General features: G+C 30.9%; 22 protein-coding genes and 2 pseudogenes. All 24 read right to left on the reverse strand.

Translation table 11 applies throughout. The features are described from left to right. Positions 1-98: 98 nt before the first annotated feature. Positions 99-905 carry an NAD-dependent epimerase/dehydratase family protein gene (locus tag IPJ16_11455; GenBank protein MBK7627785.1) on the reverse strand — a complete coding sequence of 269 codons (807 nt, stop codon included), beginning with the start codon at positions 903-905 and terminating at the stop codon, positions 99-101. Positions 906-998: 93 nt separating this feature from the next. Next, positions 999-3,608 carry a hypothetical protein gene (locus IPJ16_11460; protein MBK7627786.1) on the reverse strand — a complete coding sequence of 870 codons (2,610 nt, stop codon included), beginning with the start codon at positions 3,606-3,608 and terminating at the stop codon, positions 999-1,001. Between the two features lie 135 nt (positions 3,609-3,743). Continuing rightward, positions 3,744-4,490, reverse strand: a pseudogene (locus tag IPJ16_11465) (glycosyltransferase). 28 nt (positions 4,491-4,518) lie between these two features. Beyond that, positions 4,519-5,610, reverse strand: a complete 1,092-nt coding sequence (locus tag IPJ16_11470; GenBank protein ID MBK7627787.1) for a glycosyltransferase family 4 protein — start codon at positions 5,608-5,610, stop codon at positions 4,519-4,521. Between the two features lie 66 nt (positions 5,611-5,676). After that, positions 5,677-6,474, reverse strand: coding sequence for an O-antigen ligase family protein (locus IPJ16_11475; GenBank protein MBK7627788.1), 798 nt, complete (start codon positions 6,472-6,474; stop codon positions 5,677-5,679). 437 nt (positions 6,475-6,911) lie between these two features. Then, positions 6,912-7,727: a glycosyltransferase gene (locus tag IPJ16_11480; protein ID MBK7627789.1), complete on the reverse strand. Its 816-nt coding sequence runs from the start codon at positions 7,725-7,727 to the stop codon at positions 6,912-6,914. Positions 7,728-7,743: 16 nt separating this feature from the next. Continuing rightward, positions 7,744-9,000: a glycosyltransferase gene (locus IPJ16_11485; GenBank protein ID MBK7627790.1), complete on the reverse strand. Its 1,257-nt coding sequence runs from the start codon at positions 8,998-9,000 to the stop codon at positions 7,744-7,746. Then, positions 8,985-9,998, reverse strand: coding sequence for a polysaccharide deacetylase family protein (locus tag IPJ16_11490; GenBank protein MBK7627791.1), 1,014 nt, complete (start codon positions 9,996-9,998; stop codon positions 8,985-8,987). Before IPJ16_11490 ends, IPJ16_11485 begins: the two co-directional genes overlap by 16 nt. After that, positions 9,995-10,687, reverse strand: a complete 693-nt coding sequence (locus IPJ16_11495; GenBank protein ID MBK7627792.1) for a methyltransferase — start codon at positions 10,685-10,687, stop codon at positions 9,995-9,997. The genes IPJ16_11490 and IPJ16_11495 overlap by 4 nt, the downstream gene beginning before the upstream one ends. 148 nt (positions 10,688-10,835) lie before the next feature. Continuing rightward, positions 10,836-11,588 carry a hypothetical protein gene (locus IPJ16_11500; GenBank protein ID MBK7627793.1) on the reverse strand — a complete coding sequence of 251 codons (753 nt, stop codon included), beginning with the start codon at positions 11,586-11,588 and terminating at the stop codon, positions 10,836-10,838. Further along, positions 11,569-13,236: a hypothetical protein gene (locus IPJ16_11505; GenBank protein MBK7627794.1), complete on the reverse strand. Its 1,668-nt coding sequence runs from the start codon at positions 13,234-13,236 to the stop codon at positions 11,569-11,571. The genes IPJ16_11500 and IPJ16_11505 overlap by 20 nt, the downstream gene beginning before the upstream one ends. Before the next feature lie 9 nt (positions 13,237-13,245). Beyond that, positions 13,246-14,745 (reverse strand): lipopolysaccharide biosynthesis protein, encoded by a 1,500-nt coding sequence (locus IPJ16_11510; protein ID MBK7627795.1) that lies wholly within the window; start codon positions 14,743-14,745, stop codon positions 13,246-13,248. 48 nt (positions 14,746-14,793) lie between these two features. Continuing rightward, positions 14,794-15,561: an imidazole glycerol phosphate synthase subunit HisF gene (gene hisF, locus IPJ16_11515; GenBank protein MBK7627796.1), complete on the reverse strand. Its 768-nt coding sequence runs from the start codon at positions 15,559-15,561 to the stop codon at positions 14,794-14,796. A 2-nt stretch (positions 15,562-15,563) separates the two neighbouring features. Next, a complete protein-coding gene (gene hisH / locus IPJ16_11520) occupies positions 15,564-16,187 on the reverse strand; it encodes an imidazole glycerol phosphate synthase subunit HisH (GenBank protein ID MBK7627797.1) in 624 nt (207 codons plus the stop codon). Next, positions 16,188-17,096 (reverse strand): annotated as a pseudogene (locus tag IPJ16_11525) (N-acetyl sugar amidotransferase). Positions 17,097-17,288: 192 nt separating this feature from the next. Beyond that, positions 17,289-17,837 carry a GNAT family N-acetyltransferase gene (locus IPJ16_11530; GenBank protein MBK7627798.1) on the reverse strand — a complete coding sequence of 183 codons (549 nt, stop codon included), beginning with the start codon at positions 17,835-17,837 and terminating at the stop codon, positions 17,289-17,291. Between the two features lie 8 nt (positions 17,838-17,845). Further along, a complete protein-coding gene (locus IPJ16_11535) occupies positions 17,846-18,616 on the reverse strand; it encodes an SDR family oxidoreductase (protein ID MBK7627799.1) in 771 nt (256 codons plus the stop codon). Positions 18,617-18,625: 9 nt separating this feature from the next. Continuing rightward, positions 18,626-19,411: a carbon-nitrogen family hydrolase gene (locus IPJ16_11540; protein MBK7627800.1), complete on the reverse strand. Its 786-nt coding sequence runs from the start codon at positions 19,409-19,411 to the stop codon at positions 18,626-18,628. Between the two features lie 8 nt (positions 19,412-19,419). Continuing rightward, positions 19,420-20,712, reverse strand: a complete 1,293-nt coding sequence (locus tag IPJ16_11545; GenBank protein ID MBK7627801.1) for a glutamate-1-semialdehyde 2,1-aminomutase — start codon at positions 20,710-20,712, stop codon at positions 19,420-19,422. A gap of 1 nt (position 20,713) precedes the next feature. Further along, positions 20,714-21,046: a hypothetical protein gene (locus tag IPJ16_11550; GenBank protein MBK7627802.1), complete on the reverse strand. Its 333-nt coding sequence runs from the start codon at positions 21,044-21,046 to the stop codon at positions 20,714-20,716. A gap of 52 nt (positions 21,047-21,098) precedes the next feature. Then, complete coding sequence (locus IPJ16_11555; GenBank protein ID MBK7627803.1) at positions 21,099-21,572, reverse strand: Gfo/Idh/MocA family oxidoreductase; 474 nt, start codon at positions 21,570-21,572, stop codon at positions 21,099-21,101. Continuing rightward, positions 21,569-22,288: an acylneuraminate cytidylyltransferase family protein gene (locus IPJ16_11560; protein MBK7627804.1), complete on the reverse strand. Its 720-nt coding sequence runs from the start codon at positions 22,286-22,288 to the stop codon at positions 21,569-21,571. The genes IPJ16_11555 and IPJ16_11560 overlap by 4 nt, the downstream gene beginning before the upstream one ends. Next, entirely contained in the window at positions 22,278-23,324 is a 1,047-nt protein-coding gene (locus IPJ16_11565) for a nucleotidyltransferase family protein (GenBank protein ID MBK7627805.1), read from the reverse strand. Before IPJ16_11565 ends, IPJ16_11560 begins: the two co-directional genes overlap by 11 nt. Continuing rightward, complete coding sequence (gene neuC, locus IPJ16_11570) at positions 23,324-24,433, reverse strand: UDP-N-acetylglucosamine 2-epimerase (hydrolyzing) (protein MBK7627806.1); 1,110 nt, start codon at positions 24,431-24,433, stop codon at positions 23,324-23,326. Before neuC ends, IPJ16_11565 begins: the two co-directional genes overlap by 1 nt. Between the last annotated feature and the right edge of the window lie 59 nt (positions 24,434-24,492).

Consider the following 24,492-nt stretch of genomic DNA (forward strand, 5'->3'; position numbering starts at 1 on the left):
TAGAATAAATATATTTTTCAAATGATTTGCTTAAAAATCAATAATGAAAGAGGAAACAGTTCCTGGGAATATAAAGTCACAATTGGCTAGAATAGTAATCAATCATTAGCTTTTTGTGCTATATACGAATCTACCATTCTCTCGATTCCTTCTTCCGTTGAATATGGAGGATTGAAGTCAAGTAATTCAAGAGTTTTACTATTATCAAATTCAAGGGAGCCATATAAGCGAGATAATATTTGAGGGAAGAATAAGTTGCCAATTTTCAGGAATATTTCAGGTACTTTAATAAGAATGACCTTTTTCCTGAGATATTTAGAAATTAATTTTACCAGTTCAGATGTTGAAATGGAATCCTTGTCCTTGGCAATAAATAACCCTGATACTCTTTTTTCGATAATGCAATCTATGTAGGCTACAAGATTCTCAACAAATGTAAAACTCCTTTTATTATCTACTTTCCCGAATGGCAGTATCGGTAATCTTTCACACAGTTTCATAATACTTAACATATTGGCTTTCACTCCGGCACCATAAACTAATGGGGTTCTGATTACTGAGACAGTAAAATTCTCATCTTCAAGTTTTCTCAATCCGAGTTCAGCTTCTAACTTGCTTTTTCCATAGGAGTCATCAGGGATACATGGAGAATCCTCATTTATTGGCTTAGGACTTCCCTGATTATCCCCATAAACCTTTACAGTACTTAGAAAAACAAACTGTTTAACACCAGCTTTTTTTGCATTTTCAGCAACTTTAAGACAAAGATCTCTGTTGATTTCAAAATAAACATTTTCAGATATTTTTTTTGTCTGATGAACAATTGCAGCCAGGTGAATAATACTTGTAAACTGGTTGAAATTGATATCCTCGGGTTTTCTCTCAAGAAGCGAGACTTCTTCCACATTACTAAATTTTGAATAACGAATGTAATTCCTACCCAAAAAGCTATTTGCACCACTAATAAGTATCTTCGGATTCAATTTAAATAGATAAAATTATTGCTTAGATTCACTTTTATGTATATGATGAATAAAAAATGGAAGAATCATGAAGAATCCCATAATTGGGGGATCAAAAGGACTTCCGGCACTAAAAAAGGAGAATAAGAAAGTGATAGAAAAAAAGAGAAAAAGGATTGGATATTCTCGTCTGTATTTTATGTAATAGGAAACGGCCCTATAAAAAAACACCAGATATATTAATAATCCTATTATTCCAGAGTACAATAAAACAGATAAAAATGGATTATGAGGATAATCGCTTGCAGTCTTGTCATTCAAAAATCGATAGCCAAACCAATTTAAAAAATTAAAACCTCCACCGAATATTTTTTGTTTCCAATTATATTCTTTACAATATATTTGCACGGCAAACTGCCAGCGCATAATTCTATCCCCAATGAATTTATTATAACTTGGGGTAACATACAAATTTTTTCTATAGGAAAAATAAGTTGTGTCCTCTGCAATAAGAAGTGATGACCATCTTCTAATTGGGTCCTTATCAACTATCTGTAAATATTGCATAATAAGTGGGGGAATGGATGGTAAAAGATTAGCCTTAAATTGGTTTGAATCATAAATACTTATATTGTGTGTAAGTGAATCCCTTAAACGGATTATTTCATATTTGGGGTATGCAAAAATAACATACCCTTTTAATGATGAAAAATTGTATACATTAAATTTTGAAATGTTCAGAAAAATTGAAGCTTCACCATCATCACAATTTGAGTAAATAGTAAGTTTTTGCCATCTCCCTTTATCTTCATTCTCAGAATATGCAAATTTTGGCAATTTATTATTACTGTTTAGATCAATAATTTCAACATTTGCAATATCAACAATTGAATAATCTTGTAATGAATTTAAGAAGGAGATCAGATCTGTATGTGTTTCTTTAAAAGTATAAGAACAAACTGCCTCATTCCATCCATTTTCTAGTTTTTTAATATCAAGTGGCAATGATGAAGCTTCATAACCCGAGTTTCCATCACTAACCCACCAGCCAATTCTAAAGGGAACATCAGTTCCTTTATGCACTTTAAAAAGAAATTTAATAAGGTATTTATGTCCAGCATAGTAAATTATTGATTTTCCAGTATACCTCAACGACCAGTCCACTCCATTTCCATTAGTTCTTGAAATTCTTATTCCATTTCCAAATGGAGTTTTTACGATTTTGTGAGTAGTCGAATCAGAATACAGAGCCCAATAGACAGTACCCATTGAGAAATCACCGTTTAACAAGAGACTCTCGGTTTCAGTTTCATTGTATGTTAATGGATCATAAATTTTATACTTAGTTTCTGTATTACCAAAGGTTGCTCCGGAAGATGATAATGACACTGAATTTCCATTAAAAGAATCAGAAACATAGCAATATACTGAAGCTGAAATAATATCTCCTTTTTTTACTTCTACTGTTTTAAATAGAGTCTGAGATACTGCGCTCCCGTTGGAAAAAATCGATGCAGAGGTACTATCTAACATATATCCTTTTGCTCCGGGGGGGACTATTTCAGAATTTGAACCAGTCAATGGATAAATTATTTTACTATTTATATTACCCCAACCGTTTTCAGGACTAAGAGATTCATAAGTTTTTGAATCCCAAATTCTATTATAAGTATCATAATAAGTTATATCATTAAACCCTGCAGAAATATATCTTGTAAGAATAATAGCAACTCTTTGTCGGATTAGAATATTATCTTCTAATCCAAATGAATGCAAAAATTTATCTTTAATCTTCTCAGAGGTATTAAAGAGAATATTACAGGTAATAAAAACAAACAAGACAATAAAAATAGTCAGGAAAGAATAATGTGATAAATATTTCTTTGATTTAGCACTCTTATTAAATATAGTTTTAATTGAATATCCCAAAAGTATAATCAAAATTAAACTAAGTGTGATAAGTCCACGCCTTGAACCTGATAAAAGTACGCATATTGAATTAATTAAAACAATAAGATCAAAGAATGCTCGCTCAAATGCAGTATCGGCTTCTCTAAGAAAAATAAGAGAACTTATGATACCAAAAAAAACTGGCAATAAAATAAAATTATAATCAGTAGTTAATAACGTTTGAAATTTGAAACCAGAATTCAAATTTGGTATCAACTCCGGAGCTTGATAAACATCAAAGAAATTATAAATAATGCCAATGGATAGGATTAGTGTTGTAAAAATAATTAAGTTAAGTAACCTTTTTAGAAGACAATTAAAACCGTCTTTTGAATTTATTATTAGAGACATTAAGAAAAACAAAACCAATAATGAAATGGAATTTATTAAATCTTTAAATACTGACAAATAAAGTTTGTTGGAAAGAAAAAAAGTAATAAATAAAAGGAAAACCATACTAAGTACAATGTAAAACTCTTTAAAAAACGCACTAGCCTTTTCAGCAATATTTTTTTTCTTCGTATACAAAGCATAAAACATTAAACCGATCATGGAAACAAGTAAAGGAAATTTTAAAACAGGAATAGTTGGTCTAAATAAATATAAAAGAATTGTTATACTAATTACATACATTTCAAACCAATTTAGATTAGTTTGTTTACCGAAATTTATCATAATAATTTTATGCACTTTCATAAACAATATATCAAATTATGTCCAGCTATTTTTGGGGTTAAGACATCGACTCCAGTAAAGTCAATATTATTAACAATATAATATTGACTACAAAAACCAGAATGCCCTGATATTGCAAATATCTTTGTCTTATAATTATCTTAAACTAACAAATTGAAATAGCTTACTAAAATATTTTGCATATATGATTATTATGTTTGTGGAAATGCCATTTTCCAGGCAAGCTCTTAAAATTTCATTATTCAATATTATATTGCTTTTGAGGGATTTATTACTAACACCCCCTGTCCTCATTGTAACTAAGGGAAATTAATATAAATTGATTTCAATTTATGAATATACAAAAATCGTAATAGCAGTTCGAAATCAGCAGCAATTTTATAATCTTCTTTGTAATAACCATAGCATTCAAAATACTCCCGTTTTGTATAAAAACTTGGATGTGCTGGCATAATTCCAAACTTAAATTTGCTTGGATTAAACCTCTTTGACGAATAATATCGTACATTCTTTTAAATTTTTATGGTTAACAAACTGGATATCACCATAAATTACGTCAATTGGACTTCTATTAAACTCATCAACTATTTTCTGAACTACAAATTCATCAGTTAAGAAATCATCTGAGTTTAGTATCCCAATAATATCTCCAGTGGCAAGCTTAATTCCTTTATTCATTGCATTATAGATTCCAGAATCGGGTTCTGAAACGACTAATGCTATACCCTTAAAAGATTTGATAATTTCTAAGGTACTATCATCTGAACCTCCGTCAATTATTATGTATTCGATATCCTCATAATTTTGATATAGGACTGATTTAATACAATCTGAAATATAATTCATACTGTTAAAGCAAACAGTTATTATACTTACTTTCATTATTTGTCTTTAATTTATTAGACCTGCTTTAGATTGAAGAAAATACTTCTTTATAGAATTGTATAACATCAGTGTAACATTTGTCCCAAGAATATTTTTGGGTTTGTATTAATCCTTTATTTATTAATGCATTCCGTACTTTTTGATTTTCTAATTCTATAATTTTTTCAGCAAAATCTTCTGCACTTATTCTATCTACAAGAAGAGCAGCATCACCTGCTATTTCTGGAATTGATGATTTGTTTGTAGAAATCACTGGACATCCTGCTTTCATTGCTTCTATAATCGGTATCCCAAACCCCTCATAAGAAGAAGAATAAATTAAACAAAATGCATGATTATATATAAGATTTAGTTCCTCCTCAGAAAGACCATTAAAATAGTGATATCTATCTGGAATTAAATGATTTAGAAATGAGATCTCTTTTTTTGATAAAAATCCGCCACTAACTATTACAAATTCAAAATCAGAAAAGTGTACCAATGTCTTCACCGCAACATCAAAGTTTTTATAACTGGCTCTACTACCAATAAAAAGTAAATATTTTTTATTGTTCAAGTTGCAAAAGTTTCCCAACAATGGTGTAGACACATTAACTGGACGGAATAACTCGCTAACGCCATTATATATGACTTTAATTTTACTTTGATCTGTTTTAGGAAAAGTATTTAATAAATCATTTTTGGTATTCTCTGACACACAAATTATCCCTGAAGACCTCTCAATTGCGATTTTTTTCTGATAATGATGAACTTGTTTCGCCAATCCTCTAGAATATTTTTCATAGATAAAATCATGCACAGTAGTAACATTTATTGCTAATTTCGATTTTGAATAGCGATAATAACTCGAATGTACTAATGTAGGTTCATAAATATTAATATCTATAGGCAAATATCTTTTCAAACGAATAAAATCAGGGTTCTCAATATTCAACTTATCTTTAGAAATTAACAAACTTGACCTATGAACATTGCTATTACTTTTCACATTAGGAATGTCAATAAAAGTACAATTTAGGTTATCAGCAACAACTCTCTTAACTAATTCATACCAATATACTGAGATCCCACCTGAACGTTGAAGGGAAAAAATAATATTATCTAGAAGCAACTTCATAAAGTATCAGCTTATATTAATAACCAAATATGTTATGCTTAATAAATTAGTAAGTCTTGCTAATAATTAATTCAAATCTGAAGTTTTTGAATTCATATATAAATCCACAGAATAAATAAATAAAAGAAGAATTGTGGTTTGGAAAAGACCAAAAACCTCAGGTCGTTGAAGGTACATTATCATTAAAATAATAAAACATTTTAGGACTGTAATATTCAGCATTATTTTTTTACCTAATAATCTAATAGCCTTAAAAAGAATCAAGAATGGGAAAATGAATATTAATATAAAGCCAATTATTCCATGAACAGCTAAACTATATAAAATATTTGCTCCATGAAATGGTTTTCCAATTAAATATGCTTCTCCACTTCCAAAAAGCGGAAACTTCAGAAAAGTACTGAATGCCGTTTTATATAGCTCTATTCTATTGTTTCCAGATAAGCCAGTACTTTCACTAAAATTGAAAAAACGATCAATCGTCATTAGGTATAAGAAGTAAAGTTTAGTATTTTTAAGAAGATTAATTATTATAAAAAAAGTAGCTAATATGATAATTAAGACTATTGCCGATCTTGCTTTTTCATTACTTATAAACATAAAAAAATATAGTATTAAAAAAATATAAAAAGCAAACGACAAAGTGAAAATTTGAGTTATAATTATTATTAATTCAGTTCGAGGATTAAGCTTTAACAGCCTGTTCATTAGTATTGCATAAATAGCATAAAAGCTCATAGCTCCAGGTTCGTCAAAAACTCCTGAATATCTTATCATTGAAAATTCACCCCAATTAAAATATGTATTAGTGGCTGTTAACCAAAAAATATACCCAGGTCTTCCATCTTTATTAGTATATTCCATTATGGGAGAGTATTGGAAAAGCAAATGAGTGAAAAATACAAGAGTTCCAAGTATTCCAAGAATTGTAATTAACTTGATAAATTGTTTTATTATGACAAGAGGGTCGACAAATGTAAAAATTACAATGTTCGCAATTAAAAAACTTAAAGAATGCATGCAGATCGTTATATACGATATATCACTTTGTAAAAAAAATTTAAATATCCAATAAGATATCTGCAGTAGAGTAATTGGAATTATGAAACTGTTTTGCACAAATATTTTACCATGAAATAGAAGTAAAATCACGAATATAATTCCTAACGCAAAAATTAGTGTTTTATAAGGATGAAATGGGAAACTACAAAAAATAAAGGGATAGGCAGCTGTTAAGTAGAGCCAAATTAAGACATTAATCGACGTATTTGTATGAAAACTGCGCAACTTTTCAGGAGGAGTCATCTTGATATGATCCATTTTATTTTCCTAAAAGACGATGTTAACTTGATCCCAAAGACCTTCATTATTTTTCCTTTAAGGATTGTAAACAAAGTATAACCTGATTGATAGATTCTGTTTTTTACGCTATCATCAAAGGACAAGCTTATAATTCTGGTTTCAATAATCGTAATTGGATTTGAATATGACTTGCCCAAAATTGATGTTTTAGCAAATGGTTCTGGAATATATAAGAACTCATGACCTGATTTGAATAAGCTCAACATCAGGTAATAGTCAGCTGCGAGTGTAAAATTAAGATTAAAATTGTTTGCTCTCATTACATTACCTTTTACAAAGCATGCTTGATGTGAAAAACACATTCGTTTCCAAATATCTTTAATTTTTTTTGCTTTAACTTTTAATTCAAGTAGATTGGCTTGATCATAGGCAATTAAATCCCCATAAACAATACTTATGGTTGGAGAAATTGTGGAGTGGAAAATATTGGATAAGGTATTTGGCGACAAAAATTCATCATCACTATTCATGAAATTTATCCAATCACCTTTAGCAATTTTGATCCCTTTATTCATTGCATCATATATACCAGCATCGGGTTCACTTATCCAATGATCTATCAGATGCTCATTTCTTTTGATAATATCTACAGTACCATCAGAACTATTCCCATCTATTATAATAAATTCAATGTTCTTATAGGTTTGATTAGCAATACTTGAAATAGTTCTTTGTAAAGTTTTTACTCCATTACGCACGACAGTAACAATACTAACAAGTGGTAATGTTTCCGGTAAGCTTTCATATATATCCATCAAATTTATTCTTAAATTATCCTAACATTTCTTCGTATATTTTGATATGTTGTTTAGATAAATCTTCAGTATGAAATTTTCTAAGTACAGTTCTACGGCAGTTTTCTTTCATTGATTCTCCATTCTCCAGCAAGTAAACAATACCCGTTGCTAAATCATTAATATCAAAACATTTAGCTAAATACCCCGTCTTCTTGTGCTCTATAATATCAAGTATTCCACTTGTTTGAAAAGCGACTACTGGTGTTCCACAACTAATTGATTCAAGACTTGTTAAACCAAAACTTTCTACCATGGAAGAAACTACAAGGACATTTGTACTATTATAAATGGCCGCTAGACTGGTTTTGTCCTTAATAAAACCTAAATAGGTAGTTGCAACTGGCAAATTAAGAGGTAAAATTCTATCGTATGTTCCTAGAATAAGGATATGTAAGGAATCTAAATAATTAGTTTTTGAAATTATTTCTAATGCCTTAACAAAGAAATTAAATCCTTTATTTTTATCTAATGAAGGATCCGAAGCTACAGAAAAAAGAATGATTTTTCTGTTTAATGGAATATTAAGTAAAATTCTAGCAAAATCAGAGTTAATTGGCTTGAAAATGTTAATATCGATCAGATTAGGAACTATGTTGCATTTCAAATGATTAATTAGCATGCTACTTTTAAATGCTTCATATTCCCATAAACTAGGAGCAATGAACCTAATTTTTAAATTTTTCCACCAAAATCGCTTTAAAGTCCAAACGTATTTGTCAATATCAATGCCTGATGAACTTTTGGATCTATTGTCCCTCGAATAACCTTCTTTATATCGCAAATCATTCTCTAAGATATTAGGGTGATGTTCAGTCCCGCAAAAGGGCCATGAATCATGCAAGGTCCATATGACAGGTTTATTAATTTTTGCTACATCTTTTATAGATAGCATTTCTCTATTTATCCAATGCAAATGGATAATATTATATGGACTTTTATTAATAATTTTTAAAGCCTTGCTGGAAAATATACCAAGTGAATGATGTATTGGATTAGCTGTGCGCTGAAATTTAAGAATATATTCAGAGATTTTTTGTTTTACTAGATTAAGGACAAAACCCTTCTTTGAGACTAAAATAATATCAGAATCGCGATTCTGTTTTTTTATTACTAAAACATGGCTATCTATTCCTTCCCTTTTTAAAGCTTTATGAAGTTCCATACAAGCAATGTCTGCTCCTCCAAACCCATCAGAATAATTAACATGTAGTACTTTTAAAGCTGATCCCATATATTTCGAAAATTGTTTCTTAACGAATCTAAATACATATTCTTGTAAATATCGAAGCTTTCATTTTCATATATAAATATTCTTGGCAATGAAAATAAATTCTTTGAATTATTCTTTAACAAGTAACTATTGTTAGTTGTTACTGCAGTTTTAAATCCGAGTTCAGAAATAATTTTAATTTCATTTTCAGTTATTGCAAAGCCATCTCCGTATGGATAACAAAAATGTTCCACTGGTTTTTCGAGATTTTCTTTAAAAAGTTTTTTCGATTTATTTATATCATTGATAATATCATCCTTTGACATCATCATAAGCGGAAAATGATCATGAGTATGACATCCTAAAGTAACTAATGGACATTTTTCCAACTCTCGAAGCTGATCCCAAGTGAGAGGTAAAGAATCATTATATTTCGCCAAATTAACATCGTACAGAGCAAAAAGATTACAAAATGCTTCAGAAAATTTCAACGGAGCTATTTTCAATATTTTTTCTCGTATTTTTAAAAAAGAGTTCTCTTTTTCAATCATATTATTGCAAGGATATGAAACCCCATCTGAGAGCTCCACGAGTTCGTTTTCTAGGATAATATCTTCAAGCAGTAGCCACCAATAAATAAATTTCTTTTCAATAATTGAGGTTGATAAATATATAGTAAATGGCACATTATACTTCAAAAAAACTGGAAAAGCATTTTCAAAATTATCGCGATATCCATCATCCAAAGTAAAACTAATTACTTTTCGTATTGATTTCTTTCTAATAAGAATTTCGAACAACTCATCAATACTTATAAATGCATAGCTATCCTTCTTGAACTTTAAAATAAGATTATCCAAAAAATCAGGAGTAATTTTTAAATGCTCATTTAACCATAATCTATTATCATCAAACTTATCAACACGATGTAGCGTTAGAATCGCACCAGGGCTGTTTAACGCTTTTTTTATAAATAAATTGAGCAATGGTAATCTAAGAATTCTACGAGAAAAGTTCATATTTTTTTTGCAATTACTCCGAGGGTAAGCTGATAATCATTGTCAACTATGCTCAGCAAATTTATGTTAGGTAAATCTTCGACTACAACGCCTTGAAGAAAAGCTGTTGCAGCAATTACATTTCCCATTGATACAATTTTAATTTCCTTAAATCCAGCATTTGAAAATAAAAGTTGAAGAGATTTATCTGTAAATCTCCAATAATCTCCCCATCTTTCCATATCATATCTTGAGATTTGCGAAATTCCTGAAACAGTAGCCAACAAAACGCCACCTTTTTTTAATATTTTATAACTACCTTCAATCGCCGATTTTACATCAAAAATATAATTATAAGTTTGGGTACAAATAAAACAATCAGCAAAATCTTCTGGAAGGCCATCTGGCATTGTGAGATCCCCATAGATTGTTGCATCCTTAAAATTTTTATCGATATGCAAAACTTCATAATTAATCCGTTGTCCACTATAAAACTTCTTCGAATAGGTGCTCTCTGCGATTTCCAATACAGTTCCTTTTATATATTTTGAGTTTTCCGATAAAAATTTTTCAATATAATATCTGTCAATGGGAGTTCCCCTGTCAAATCCAAATTTATTACTTATTGGATTTATATTACTTAAGTCATTAAATATGATTTTCTTATAAGGGATGAAAAGTTTGAGTATCCGCTTAATAATTTTCTTCATTTATATATTTCCTATTAAAATGTTCAGTATTTTATTAATTATCAAAGCATTACGGTCTAATCGCAAATATACAATCCTTGATTCTCTGCCTAGTCTATCAACAAAATATATTAAATAAATATCCTCATTTAAGGGAAAGATGTATTCACTAAAAAGGTCTTAACAATTCTTTCTGGACTTCTAAATCATCAATCAGAAAATTGTAGAAAGAATTTAGCCAGTAAGAATCGCCTAAATACTGATCAATTAAATAATGAAAGGCGTCTAGTGCCTGTATATCATTAATTCTAAATGAGTCCCAATCGATAAGTTTATATTGACCTTCTTTCTTAAGAATATTCCTTTTATGAAAATCTCCATGGCATGGACCAATATCAACTGGTTTATCAAGAATTGCTTTTAAGCAATTCTGAGTCTTTTTCTCCCAGGATAATCCACACTTTTGATTTATTACTTTAAGGCCACTATTTATAAACTCAAGCTCAGTTAGCTTATCAATAATCCTGAGAGTACTATACTTCCTAAACCTATTTAAACAATATATGGCAGCAATGAAATGTTCTGATTTATCAACTTCATCAGATGCAAGTTCTGATGATAATTCTTTATAAAAGAAATTATCCCTAAAAGTTGTTTCAAACAACAAATCTTTTAATTCCGGGTAAGCATTAGAGCAATTCAGATATGATAAATATTCATTTTTTATGTGACGATTAAATGGAGAAATCTTTACAAAGTAATTTCTAGTTAAGCAATTTATGACATGTGGAACGGCACTAGATTTTAGAATTGTAAGATGATCCTTATATTTAATTTTTATTATAAGTATATTATATAATCTGGTTACTTTATTGAAAAAAAAAATTACCTTAATAAATATTTTAATAATTATATCCCTCATTATGATATTTACTATCGCTAAATATTTTTTTTATTTCAGCAAAAACAGGATGTTCCTGAGGTGCAAACATTAAAAGTCTTTCAGATACAATATCAAATGCTTTATCTGTTTCAACAATACCATTCTTTTCCCAAACATTGAACAAGACCTCAGAATCAATAATTCTATTATCCATTAACATCAATCTCATAAGTCCTTCGTATACATATTTTGCAGTATCTATTTGATTACTAGTAAGCCTACTTAGTCCTGAAATATTTTTCAACGTATCAAAATAATCTTTTTTTGAGAATGGTTCAAACGTAAAGCCAAAGCCAGCATAAAATGGTTTCCCCGCTAAAATGACTGGAATACCAAAACAACTATATTCAAGACCTACGGTTCCCTGTGCTGTAACAATTGCATGAGCTATAGTTATTATACTTGCTGTACTAAAATCAAATGGACATATATAAATGTTATTTGAATTACATGCTCTAACTAACTGCTCAACTTCGCCAGTCTCATTATACAACAGAGCTGATGGGTGTGGTTTAATTATCCAATTAATTTCTTTTATATCCTTAATTGTGTCAATTGTATCTTTTAACCAAATATAAAAATCACTGAAAAGCATACCATCACTTAATCCTTGAGGTGCGTCTGAAAAAACATGAGCAAATACAAATACAAAAGGAAGATTATCATGAATGTCTAGTTTGTTTCTTAACTCATCAGACGAATAAATATGCTTATTCCGATAAGCCAAAGTAACATCAGATTGCTCAAACTTACCATAAAACCTCTCACATAAACGAGTATTAACAGATTCCAGAACTCCTTCTTGATCCTTTAATTCTGGCAATAAATCCTCTATTTTTTGATGATTATATATATGAAATTTTGGATTTAACCCAACAAATCTACTGGGTTCGAAGTGAAATAATTGCATATCGGTCGTTTCAAGAATAGGAATATTCCTGTTAAAACAGACGCGCAACATTAATCCGTATAGGAGATATTGTGAATGAGTAGTCACCAGAAATTTAACCTTTTTTTTATTAAGAATTTTCTCATAAGCATTAATGGTTGAAATTGCTAACAGAATATACTTAGCAATCTTCAAATGCTCCTTTATGTTTACATAATATTGTTTTTTTTCGTTCTTTATTACAGTATCATATAAAAGATCACCATACAAAATCCCTTTATGTTCTAACTTCAGGAGTTCATCTATTTCTTTACATTTTTTTGATATTTTGTATGATTTTATGAAGGTTACAATTTTAAATAAACCAGTATTGATATTTTCCTTAATTGAGATCAAACTAGTAATTCCAAAGGAGGCATACAGAAGTTTTTTTTCAATCTCATTCTCCAGAAAATCTGTCACCAATACAATTGATTTTAATTGAAATTCGGCTTCAAGAGCTTTAGCAATAAGACCTGTTCGCAGAAGATAATTAGGGCCCGATGAAGCGTGGATGCCTTCAACTAAAATTAAATTATCGGTTTTTGGTTCATTCTTAATCCAGTATGTACTATTGACTTTTGAAAAGTTTGCTTTTGAATTAGATATTTTTTTTGGATTAATTATCCTTATAACTTTAAATGTAACCTTTTGACAAAATATTGGTAATAGTGAAAAAAATACATTTATAAGCCTCATAAAATAAGATTAAAAATTATTATGATTAATATATATTTTTTTTAAATAATCTTTTTTCAAGCTCAAGACTACTGGGAAATATAGTGTAATTATAATTGTGATGATAAAATATATTAAACCAGAAATACTTAAATAGACAATGGCATGAGCAGAACTAATTGCAGGAAATAATTCAATCGAGAATTTAACTATTAGAGCTAAAAAAACAAAAATTATTGGTATGATGATAAAATGTATTAGATAATTAGTAGCCTTGACTTTTAAAAAATGTGTATTTACAAATAAATAGATAATTCCATTAATGAAAGCAAGGATTGTTTCCTTTAGTGCAATCCCAGCTCCCCCCATATTTAACCTTGAGAGCATAATAAAAGAACTAATAATACTTATAGGAGCAAAAACAATATTCATTATCAGAAATAATCTAGTCCGACCATTCGAATAAATAACACTACTATGTATCAAAGCATAAATCGAAAATAGCGGATAAAAAATAATAATAGATAATATTGGACTAGCTAATATATATTGATCACCTCCAAATAGCAAAATTATTCTCTCTGAATTTGTAAATACATAACAACAAAAAAAAGCTGTAATTGCATAGATAACAGGAGATTGATTCCGAAATATTTTTGCCATTCCAAGAATATCATTTTTACCAAAACTTATTGACATTTCTCTCATCATCAAAGGAATAATGGGTGAGGTAAAAAGCAGACAAATGTTGGCTATATTGAAAGAAAATGAGTAGAGACCCTGTTGAAAAGAACCGCCATAGTATTGCAACGCCCATCGATCAAAAAACTGATAGGAAAACCCTAGTAAAAGATAAAAAAATAGTGGCGCACAATAATTATAAAACTCCTTTCCAAAATTTTCATCTTTAGAAACATGAACTGGATGTTTAAATAGCTTTCTATTAATAAAATATGTAATTGATATTATTAGTGATAATGAGATGAAATACTGGTAAAAGAAATATTTTGTTAATGATAAAGAACTTGTATAAATAATAAGTAATAAAACCAATACTCCCAAAATCTTATTTACAATTTTAATTATCTCCAACTTAATAGTATCTCCATGAGCATCCATTATATTACTGAGTATTTCTAAAAACCAGTTTAATCCGACAATAAAAATACCCATATAGATAAATTTGTTTTCTTGATTAGGGAAAATAGTTATCTTAAGAGGGGTTACCAAAAAGAAAAAAACAATAATAAAGAAAACTAAAAAAATAAGAATAGCTAATCGTAAATAAAAAACAATTATTGATGTAGAATTTAAATTTTGAGAAAGTTTAGTATAAAAACATGTTGAAGTTCTCATTTCAAGCATTAGTAAAACCTGTGTTAAAATACCAATAATGAAATTAAAATTCCCAAAAGATTCAACACCTAGAACCCGAGGCACTATCCCAGCTAAAGCAAGAGAAATAAAAAAACTAAGTAAGTTAGTAATTAGTTTAAATAAAAATCTATTCTTATATGAACTTAAATCCATACAAAACAGATTTCGGAAATATTAAGATGTCTATCAAAGGTTACCACACTACCACACTGCCATACTAAGACCATTACTTTTTAAAATTTCTCTTGCTTCAGTTAAGGCATCTCCCATGAAATAGAATAAGTTTGCAGTTGATACAGCATCTGCTTTGGCTAAATTGATCCCATCATAGAATTGGTCGAATTTACCAACTCCTCCAGATGCAATTACTGGAACTTTAGAGAAACAAGTTATTTCAGAAATCCCAGCAATGTCATAACCTTGTCCTGTTCCATCTTTATCTATTGAGGTAATATATAATTCACCAACCCCTAATTCTATGATTTTCTGAATAGCAGTAGAAAGCTTCAATGATGAATTTAAGCTTCCATTTCCAATAAATACAAATCGCTCATTATCAATTAATTTGTAATCAACAGATGCAACAACACACTGACTACCAAATCGTTTTATTATTCTTTCAACCATAATAGGATTAGTGAAAAGTAAGGAATTTATAACGACTTTATCCGCACCAGACTTTAGAATAGAGTAGACATCATCATCAGATTGTATGCCACCACCTGCTGCAACTGGCATAAAACAGTTTCTAACAAGTTCAGATAAGTTTGCATTAAATTTTAATAAATTCTTCTCACCTCTATTAACATTAATAACAATTAATTCATCTATAGAATACAAAAGCGAATTAATATCATAATTTTCTCTTAACCAATCCAAATCTCCTACTTCCTGTAATCTAAAGTTTCTGCTAAGCATAAAAATATCGTCCTGCATTAATAGAGTGAAAATTAATCGCTTTTTAACCATACCTATATTTTAGAGAAATTATTTAGTAGTTTGAGTCCATTGCCTTGACTTTTCTCCGGATGAAATTGAGTTCCGTGAACATTATTTACTGACACACTAGAAATAAATTTCTCTCCATAAATACAATAAGATGAAATTAAACTGATATCAATGTCAATAAGTCTATAGCTATGCACAAAATAGAAATCTGCTGAATCACCCAACCCTTTAAAAAGAGTATCATTTTGTTTAACAAAATGAACTTCATTAAAACCAATATGTGGTATTTTTAATTCCTTAGTGCTAAATTCAAATTTTGCTACAACTCCGGGGATCAGAGCTAATCCTGCAGAAGATCCATCCTCTTCTCCAAATTCAGCGAGCAACTGCATTCCAAGACAAATTCCTAGAATGTTTTTTTTCTTTATTAATATTTCCTCTTTAATTGATTCTTTAAAACCCAGTCGATTTAGATTGATCATAGCTTCATTAAAAGAGCCAACGCCGGGCAAAATATATTTTGAATATTTTTTTAGCTCCTTGGGTGAATTCACAATATCATTTTCAATACCTAAGAAATCTAGGGCACTTCGAACGGACATTATATTGCCCATCTCATAATTTATTATGCCAATTTTATTCATCATTTAGAAAGGTTGTTCTTTTAAAATCCATCTTCCATTAACCTTATGTAGAACATCTTTATTTGCGAAGCTGTCTAATACTTTCTCAAACTCCTCAAATGACATATTGAAATACTCAAGATAATCTTTTATGTAAGGTTCTGGATATTCACCATCATATTTCTTAACTAAGGATAAAGCTTGTTTCCTCGTTAGAGCCCCCCTACGGATATCAATTCCTACATCCTGGGTACATCTTCCAAATCCAAATTTTAGGAACATCAGATAAACATGAAGATCGTATAGTTTAGTATCAGTTTGTGCGAAATTTGTATAGGTACCTACTGATCTACTTGGGGATTCTTCTAAATTGAATTGATCTTTTGCTACAAGATAGTTCCTATATGAATCCCAATTCTCAAAGTAAGACCAATGAGCTATGGACGGATTCAATTTTCTGAACTCTTCTATAGAGGGATATCTCCACCAATACAGATCTTTATCACTAAATTTATCTATGAAAGATTTTGGATCTTGTCCGCTCAGGTACAATTTAATGCTGTCTTCTAAATCGTATGTTGCTTTCGCCTTTAGCTTGCTACTTCCACCATATTCAACTTCTCCTTCTTCGCCAAACATTACGAAAGGTATATCAAACACAACCGCACATCTGAATATTGCAGTTTGTACACTGATTATCCAAGAGAACATGGGTTGTCCCAATTGAATAAATGCTTTCTTAGCAATTTCTGACCCTATTTTATAGTTTGGGGTTATATGAACATGATCAAATCCGTAATTTACAAAATGCTCAAGGTTTTTCTCTCCTATCTCAAATGGAAGAGGTGGCTTTAGAGTAATAGTCAAGGGTGTCAAACCTAATTCTTTTAATTTATAGGCTACATAACTGCTGTCCTTTCCACCACTTGAAGGGCAATCACATCAAATTTATTTGGATTCCTTTTTTGATTTTTCAACCAAGAGTTTTAGTTCTTCTTGCTAGCGTTCCAGTCGATAGAAATAGTCTTCTCTGTGGACCAATTACAAGCATTACATACGCCAGCCTTATCAAATCCTATTCTAGGACGGGTTTCAGGCATTAAACATTTAGTACAATACTTCATATTAATTTATTTTATATTCACTTTTCAAAATTCCATATAATATGTGATCAATATATTCTCCATCAATCAATAATTGAGAACGAATTACTCCCTCTTTTACAAATCCAAGTCCTTCGAAGCATTTTTGCATTGCGATATTAGTTCTGCTAGTACCGCCTGTCAATTTACGTAAACTTAAATTTTTAAACGCGTACTTCATTGAAGTTCGCATAATATCTTTACTTAATCCCTTCCCCCTGTACTCTTCATCTCCAATCATGATACCCATATCTGCAATCCCAGTACGCCAGTTGATATGTCCTATTCTTTGAGTCCCGATGAACTTATTATTCTCTTTGTAATAAATTGCAAAGAAACAATCACTTTTTGAGTCCCATAAAGACTGAACATATTCAACTACTTCAGAAAAGTCAAGAGGCAAGAAATAATCTAAATGATAGATCTGAGTAATTATTTCCAGGTCTCTTAACCATAAGAAATATTTCTCATCATAAAGCTCAGTTTTTGTAAACTCACGTAAAACTATTTTTTCACCATCAATTTGTAACATAATAAAAATTATAAAGTAAAACCATCATCAACAATTATATTTTGGCCATTAACAAATTCAGATTGATCTGATAATAGAAACAGTAGAGTACCGGTTATATCCTTTGGCAGAAGCATCCCCTTATCCAAACAATTACTATTATACGCGATTATAAATGATTCTGGTTGAGCATCTTTAATTCCACCAAGCGATATTGCATTTACTTTAATCTTTTTTCCCTTATAATATTTTGCCAAATACCTTGTCAAGTGCAATAATCCTGACTTGACTACCGCATATTCGACTGGCATTGTCATTAGCGTATTATCATATATTTCAAACCTGGGGGCCATTACACCATAGATAGATGAAATATTAATAATATTACCAAACCCTTGTTTGCAAAAAAAGTGCAAAAACTGTTGAGTAGTTAAAAAATATCCACCAAGATTAATATTTATGTTTTCGCAAAAGTCTTCATAGGTTACATCTTCAAACTTTCTTCCATAGTTTTTATTTCTTGGATATGCATTGTTTACTAAAGCATTAATTGTTCCATATTTTATAAACAGATAATCGATTAATTCAATAATAGATTGTTTGTTATTGATGTCAAGAAAGTGAAATTCCACTTTTTTTTCTGGAAAATGTTTTTGAAGATTACCTGCGACTTCGCACCCTCTCTCTTTGTTTGAATCTGCGATTATTGCAATTCCATTATTCTCAAGTACAACTTTTACAAATGACTGTCCTAAAAGTCCGGCTCCCCCTGTTATTACAACAACTTTATCTTTTAACATCAATATCTTTTATAAAAGTGACTTATAAAAAAGATTTCTACGATCTTGTTTTACAGGGAATGATTTTCTTACTATTGCAACCTGACCCTGGGAAATATCAAATAAATCTAAAGTCAGATATGATTCTATGGGTTTTAATTCATTACCAATTGGATCAAAAACTACAGTGCTCTTTACATATGACTGATTATTCCCATCAATTCCAATCCTGTTAACTCCAATTATAAAACATTGATTTTCAATTGCTCTGGCCTGCAATAAAATCTTCCAATGACTAATCCTCTTCTCAGGCCAATTAGCAATCAAAAGAATAATATCGCTTTTCTTTGAAATGACCTGGAAAATTTCAGGAAAGCGCAAATCATAACAGATTGCTAAACCAATTCCAACATTTGCTACTTCACATGAACATATCTGATCTCCAGCCAGATAATAGTTGTTCTCGCCTGAAAATGAAAACGGATGGATTTTAGAATAAGAGGTCAAAAGAGTTCCATTATTATCTACAATTATCAGATTATTGGTTGCTTTATCTCCATTGAATAAAACAACACCAAAGGCAATGGCAATATTATTGTCTTTTGCCTGACAAATATAAAAGTCGATTGTGGTTGATCTATCTGGCATTTCAGCAATAACGCCTGCGTTCATAGAGAATCCTGTCAACGTCATTTCAGGAAATGCAACCATATCAGCACCTAATTCTGCAGCTTTTTCAATGTATCCAACACATTGAATCATATTTGCATTTTTATTTTCCCAAACCTGATCCAGAGAAACAAGCGCTACTTTCATAAGAACTACTAGTTAAAGGCTCTGAATACTGGTTTAATAGAAGGACCTACAAGGTACTTTTCAACACCATCCTCTAATGCCTTCGCATAAATACTCAAGGAATTCTTAACTGCTTCTAATGTAAAATCAAGTTCAGTGGTCCCATGAGCATAGGATAAGGCAATCCAGGGCATAAGAACGCCATTTTTTATCATTTCTTGTGAAAACAAGGTACGAAATGGTAAGGAAGAATTTCCTTCCCGGTCTTTGGTAACATAATTTGGAGAACACGAAATACCTGAAGCCATAAAATAGTCCTGAATGCCTAATTCTTTTGCAGCAGTGTTCATTGCGGTTATCAATTTTTCACCGTATTCCCAGAGATGATTAATGACATTATTTGATCTGTAATATTCAACTGTTTTTACAAATGCTCCTAAACCGCACATTTCTGCACCGTGTGTTGTTGATGTCAAGAATACCCGTTCAGCTCCAATTTCTTTTATTCCTCCAATGTTCATGAATTCTCTTTTCCCCGCAAGCGCACAAACAGAAAATCCATTTGCCATACCTTTTCCAAAAGTACATAGATCAGGTTCAACGTTATAGTAAACCTGCGCCCCCTGTAAATGCCACCTAAAGCCTGTGATCATTTCATCGAGGATAAAAAGAGCCCCATTCTTATGGCAAAGTTCCTTTACAATATCAAGGAATCCATTTGTAGGATGATCTGATGTTGCAGGTTCAAGTATTACACCGGCAATCTGATTAGAATATTTGTCAAACAGTAATGCAAGAGAGTTAATGTCATTATAATGAAAGTTAACAGTCAGGTTACTGAATTCTTCCGGAATTCCTTTTTTTAATGGTGTATCTCCTATGAACCAATCATCAAATGAGAAAAAAGGATGTTCGATGCAACGTACAACAAGTTTCCGTCCTGTATAGGCTCTGGCAATCTTAACAGCTGCTGTTGTTACGTTGGATCCATTTTTAGCAAATTTAACCATATCAACTGAGGGTATGAGATTCACCAGCAATTCTGCAGCCTGAAGTTCAATATATGAAGCCCTCGTTAAATTATTGCCATTCCATATTTCAGTTATTGCTGCGTTTGCTACTTCTTTCTGACCATAACCTAAAGTAACAGCACGTAATGCCATTCCATAATCCAGATATTTATTTCCTTCAATAGTGAATAGATATGCTCCTTCTCCGCGCTGAAATATTTGAGGGGCATTAGCAGGATATTGATCATCGCCACGACTATATGTATGAGCGCCTCCAGGAATCACCTTATTCAACCTTTCACTGTAATTCATGTTAAAATCCTCCATCTGAGTTTTCAATTTTGTTTAGAATTTCCAATATTTTAATATCATCATTTATAGAATTTGGGTAAGTTTCAGGCGAATTAATTCCATTTATAAAGCTTTCTATTTCTTCAATATACATTCCTTCACCTATGTTTTTATTGTATCCAGATTCGGCTGAGACTTCAGGTTGATCATATCTAATCCATCTGTTTGATTCTACTTCATAAAGATGAAAACAGGCTTCATCCCAACGCCATTGAATCTGACCAAGTTCCATATTAATAATAAGAGATCTGGTAGCATAACGTGCCGCAACATCTACTAAAATGCTTCCAACCATTCCATTGTATTTCAGAACAAATGCATAACTGTCTTCAATATTAGTACCAAATTCAATCGTTTTTCCAAGGATGCCAATCTGGGAGATATTGTCCCGAATGGTATGAGAAATTTGTTACTTTTCCATATTTGCCTTCTTTCACGATTTTGGTAATGTCTTTTATCATCGGATGGAAACGTAAAGTGCATGATGGTGCCAGAAATGTATTATTTTTGTTGTACAGATTGATTTCCTTGACCTCTTCTAAAAGCACACTTGCTTCAATAAATGCCGGTTTAGAGTGATCAATAGCCATTTTAAGGTATGGAGTATGCTGATCTGGAGGTGTGGAAATAATGAAAGCATCAAAATCTGAAAAGAAAATACCATTTATTGAATCTATAATTTTTATGTTATACTTCACTTGAGCTTCTTTTCGTCTGTCCTCTCTATTGTCAAAACCAACAATATCAGAGTAGCCTAGTGACTGAAGACATCTTACCCTTCTTTTACCCATAGATCCAAGGCCAATTACCAGAAAATTCATATAATATCCTCCATTTTATTATTCATTATAGCTTCTATTACTATAAAATCATATATATCATCTACTTCATAATTTTGCCACCTTTCGATGAAATATGGAATAATGTTATTTGTATAAAATGATTTTTCGCGATTAAAGACTTCTGTTTTTATCATGTAGATAACACCATAAGGGAAAAATGCTTTATCTGCCATTTGCCTTTGTGTTATTCTTTTAACATCCTCAATATAGGATCTAATCTTCATATCATTATCTACCTGCTTAACTATCATTGGGTGTTCCATATGAACCTCACCTAAACTTACGACACCATCAGCTGATTCATTTCCTATTGCCAACTTAACAGCTGAATCCAGATCATTTCGCTTTCTTAAGGGGGATGTAGGCTCTAATAGTAATACATAATCAAAATTAACATTTTGGGTTCTATAATATTCCAAGACATGCACTACAACATCCATAGAGGAGGAAGTATCTTCTGCCAGTTCTGGAGGTCGAAGAAATGGCACATTTAAACCAAATTGTCCAGCTATATTTGCAATTTTCTGGCAATCAGTTGTTACAAAAATACTATCGATATATTTACACCCTTTTGCTTGTTCTATTGTCCATCCAATTAAAGGTTTACCGCAGAGTAATTTTATGTTTTTTTCAGGAAGACCCTTACTTCCTCCTCTTGCAGGGATTATCGCAAGAATCTTTTTATTACCGAACATTCTTAAGGTGTTTAATTATTTCCTTTGCTTTATTATAGTCATCATGTTTGCCAATATCAATCCAATACCCAGTAACCGGACTATGGATTAGTTTTCCCTTATTTAATATAATTGAATCCATTAAATCTGTCGCATTAAAAAAAGTGTTTTTGGGCACAAGATCTAGCTTTTCACATTTTATCAAATAAATACCTGCATTTGCATAATAGGTATGTTTAGGTTTTTCTTTAAAACTGGTAATAAAATTGTCATCTAGATCCAATATGGCGTATGGAATATCAACTGAATATGGAATAGAGGCTACAGCCATATCAGCACCAGAGTTTTCAAAATCCAGAAAGAAGTCTTCAAAATCAATGTTGGTAAATACATCTGAATTAAGAATCAATAAGTTTTCCTGGTCAATTTTTTCAATTTTCGAAACACAACCAACCGTTCCGAGTGGAATGTCTTCTTCAATATAGTTGATCCTGACTCCTTTTGTGGAGCCATCACCAAAATAATCTGTTATTTGGCTCGACAGGTAGCGAACCGAAATTGTAATTGTCTCAATACCATACAAAATCAGCCTATCTATAATATGCTCTATAATAGGTTTATCACCTAATGGCAACATTGATTTGGGTGTTTTATCAGTCAAAGGGCGTAATCTTTCACCTCTTCCACCGGCCATTATAACTGCGTGAAGTGGTAAAATTGATTCCAAACGCACCAAATCATAAACCCTTTCAATTTGCCCTTCTATATTGAGCTTTGGTAAAACTTTTATTCCATCCTTTTTCAATTTATGGATAAAAGAAACTTCAACTTTTCCATTAACGAAACTAAAATCCTTTCTGCAAAATAAATGAATAGGACTTTCAAGATTATGGCCTTTAATTAACCCCCTGCGGATATCGCCGTCTGTTAAAGTACCCTTTAATTTACTATTTTGGTCAACAACAAATAATGTTTGGTTTGAGGTGGCAATATCTAGTATCCGCAATGCATCAATGCATCTTGTATCTGTTCTTATTGTAAAATCCTTAAAATTCATTAGCTCATTTTTAGTATTGAACATATTAATGATGAAACATCTTTTTTATAATAAACATTATCTCCCTGGTACTCAGTATTTGATTCAATGGTCTTAATTGCTTTCAAAATTTTTGATTTTTTAAAAGGAACATTCAGTATATTTTGACTTTGCACTCTTCCATCCTGCCGTTTTCCAAGATTAATTACCCATTTCCCTAATGAAGCAGCTTCAATAATTCCACTTGAAGTGTTCCCTAGAAGAAACGCACAATATTTCATTGCAGAAAAATATGCTTGAGAACCTAGGTTTTCGAAGCACCTTATCCTATTGTCAGATTCATTTGGGAGCCGAAGAAACCTGTTTCTAATTGTATCGTTATTAGTATCTGCATTAGGAAGTGTAATAAGAACCTGATAGTCTACAAGGTCAAGTAATACATCTGCCAATTCATCAACAAACGCTGAGTTTCTTTCAGGATAATAGGTTTCAGGATGCATTGTTACTAGTATGGTTGCGTTTTTAAGATCCAAACCAAATTTCTTACTAAATTTTTCTTTTGTTAAGAAAGAAGAATTTGTCAGATTATCGAGGCTGAGTGAACCTACATTAAAAATATTGGAATCCGATCGAATTAATTCAGATACCCGCTTTCCATGCTCAGTACATGAGACAAAATGGAATTTTGAAGCCAGGCTAATAGAATGTCTGAATACGTTGTCAATTGCTCCTAAAGTTGTTTCACCACCATGAAGATGAGCAAATTGAATATTATAGGGGATTGCGGAGATAACAGCAGCAAACATTTCGTATCTATCACCCAAACAAAAAACCACATCAAAATCATCTTGATGATCTCGCCAAAAGTCTGCAAATTTTAGACAAGTCAAAGCTAAAGATGTAGAAATGGCATTTTGAGAATCTCCTAAAATAACTGATTCGATAGGGTATATTGAATCAAACCCATCTTTAATTATCTGTGTTATGGTATATCCATGTCGATGTGAGAAATGAGTTCCAAACACAATTAACTTTAATTCAAAAAAGGAATCATTCTTCAATTTTCTTAATAATGGCAAGTAAATTCCATAATCGGCACGGGAACTTGTTAAAACTGCAATTTTTTTCATCCTGAATGAGTCAATTTTACGCAATTCCAAAAATATTAATTATTATTTGAAAATACGTC

It is taken from the genome of Bacteroidales bacterium, assembly GCA_016709865.1.
Lineage (GTDB): Bacteria > Bacteroidota > Bacteroidia > Bacteroidales > VadinHA17 > LD21.

Coding starts and splice junctions, on each gene's coding strand:
- IPJ16_11530 (MBK7627798.1), bottom strand. CDS start 17,837: ATGTTACAAATTGATGGTGAAAAAATAGTTTTACGTGAGTTTACAAAA.
- IPJ16_11500 (MBK7627793.1), bottom strand. CDS start 11,588: ATGAGGGATATAATTATTAAAATATTTATTAAGGTAATTTTTTTTTTC.
- IPJ16_11505 (MBK7627794.1), bottom strand. CDS start 13,236: ATGAGGCTTATAAATGTATTTTTTTCACTATTACCAATATTTTGTCAA.
- IPJ16_11555 (MBK7627803.1), bottom strand. CDS start 21,572: ATGAATTTTCTGGTAATTGGCCTTGGATCTATGGGTAAAAGAAGGGTA.
- IPJ16_11495 (MBK7627792.1), bottom strand. CDS start 10,687: ATGAAGAAAATTATTAAGCGGATACTCAAACTTTTCATCCCTTATAAG.
- IPJ16_11545 (MBK7627801.1), bottom strand. CDS start 20,712: ATGAATTACAGTGAAAGGTTGAATAAGGTGATTCCTGGAGGCGCTCAT.
- IPJ16_11460 (MBK7627786.1), bottom strand. CDS start 3,608: ATGAAAGTGCATAAAATTATTATGATAAATTTCGGTAAACAAACTAAT.
- IPJ16_11470 (MBK7627787.1), bottom strand. CDS start 5,610: ATGAAGTTGCTTCTAGATAATATTATTTTTTCCCTTCAACGTTCAGGT.
- IPJ16_11550 (MBK7627802.1), bottom strand. CDS start 21,046: ATGGTTGGAAGCATTTTAGTAGATGTTGCGGCACGTTATGCTACCAGA.
- IPJ16_11490 (MBK7627791.1), bottom strand. CDS start 9,998: ATGAACTTTTCTCGTAGAATTCTTAGATTACCATTGCTCAATTTATTT.
- IPJ16_11535 (MBK7627799.1), bottom strand. CDS start 18,616: ATGTTAAAAGATAAAGTTGTTGTAATAACAGGGGGAGCCGGACTTTTA.
- IPJ16_11560 (MBK7627804.1), bottom strand. CDS start 22,288: ATGTTCGGTAATAAAAAGATTCTTGCGATAATCCCTGCAAGAGGAGGA.
- neuC (MBK7627806.1), bottom strand. CDS start 24,433: ATGAAAAAAATTGCAGTTTTAACAAGTTCCCGTGCCGATTATGGAATT.
- hisF (MBK7627796.1), bottom strand. CDS start 15,561: ATGGTTAAAAAGCGATTAATTTTCACTCTATTAATGCAGGACGATATT.
- IPJ16_11485 (MBK7627790.1), bottom strand. CDS start 9,000: ATGGGATCAGCTTTAAAAGTACTACATGTTAATTATTCTGATGGGTTT.
- hisH (MBK7627797.1), bottom strand. CDS start 16,187: ATGATGAATAAAATTGGCATAATAAATTATGAGATGGGCAATATAATG.
- IPJ16_11540 (MBK7627800.1), bottom strand. CDS start 19,411: ATGAAAGTAGCGCTTGTTTCTCTGGATCAGGTTTGGGAAAATAAAAAT.
- IPJ16_11475 (MBK7627788.1), bottom strand. CDS start 6,474: ATGGAATATACTAATAAAGATGGAAGACCTGGGTATATTTTTTGGTTA.
- IPJ16_11510 (MBK7627795.1), bottom strand. CDS start 14,745: ATGGATTTAAGTTCATATAAGAATAGATTTTTATTTAAACTAATTACT.
- IPJ16_11565 (MBK7627805.1), bottom strand. CDS start 23,324: ATGAATTTTAAGGATTTTACAATAAGAACAGATACAAGATGCATTGAT.
- IPJ16_11480 (MBK7627789.1), bottom strand. CDS start 7,727: ATGGATATATATGAAAGCTTACCGGAAACATTACCACTTGTTAGTATT.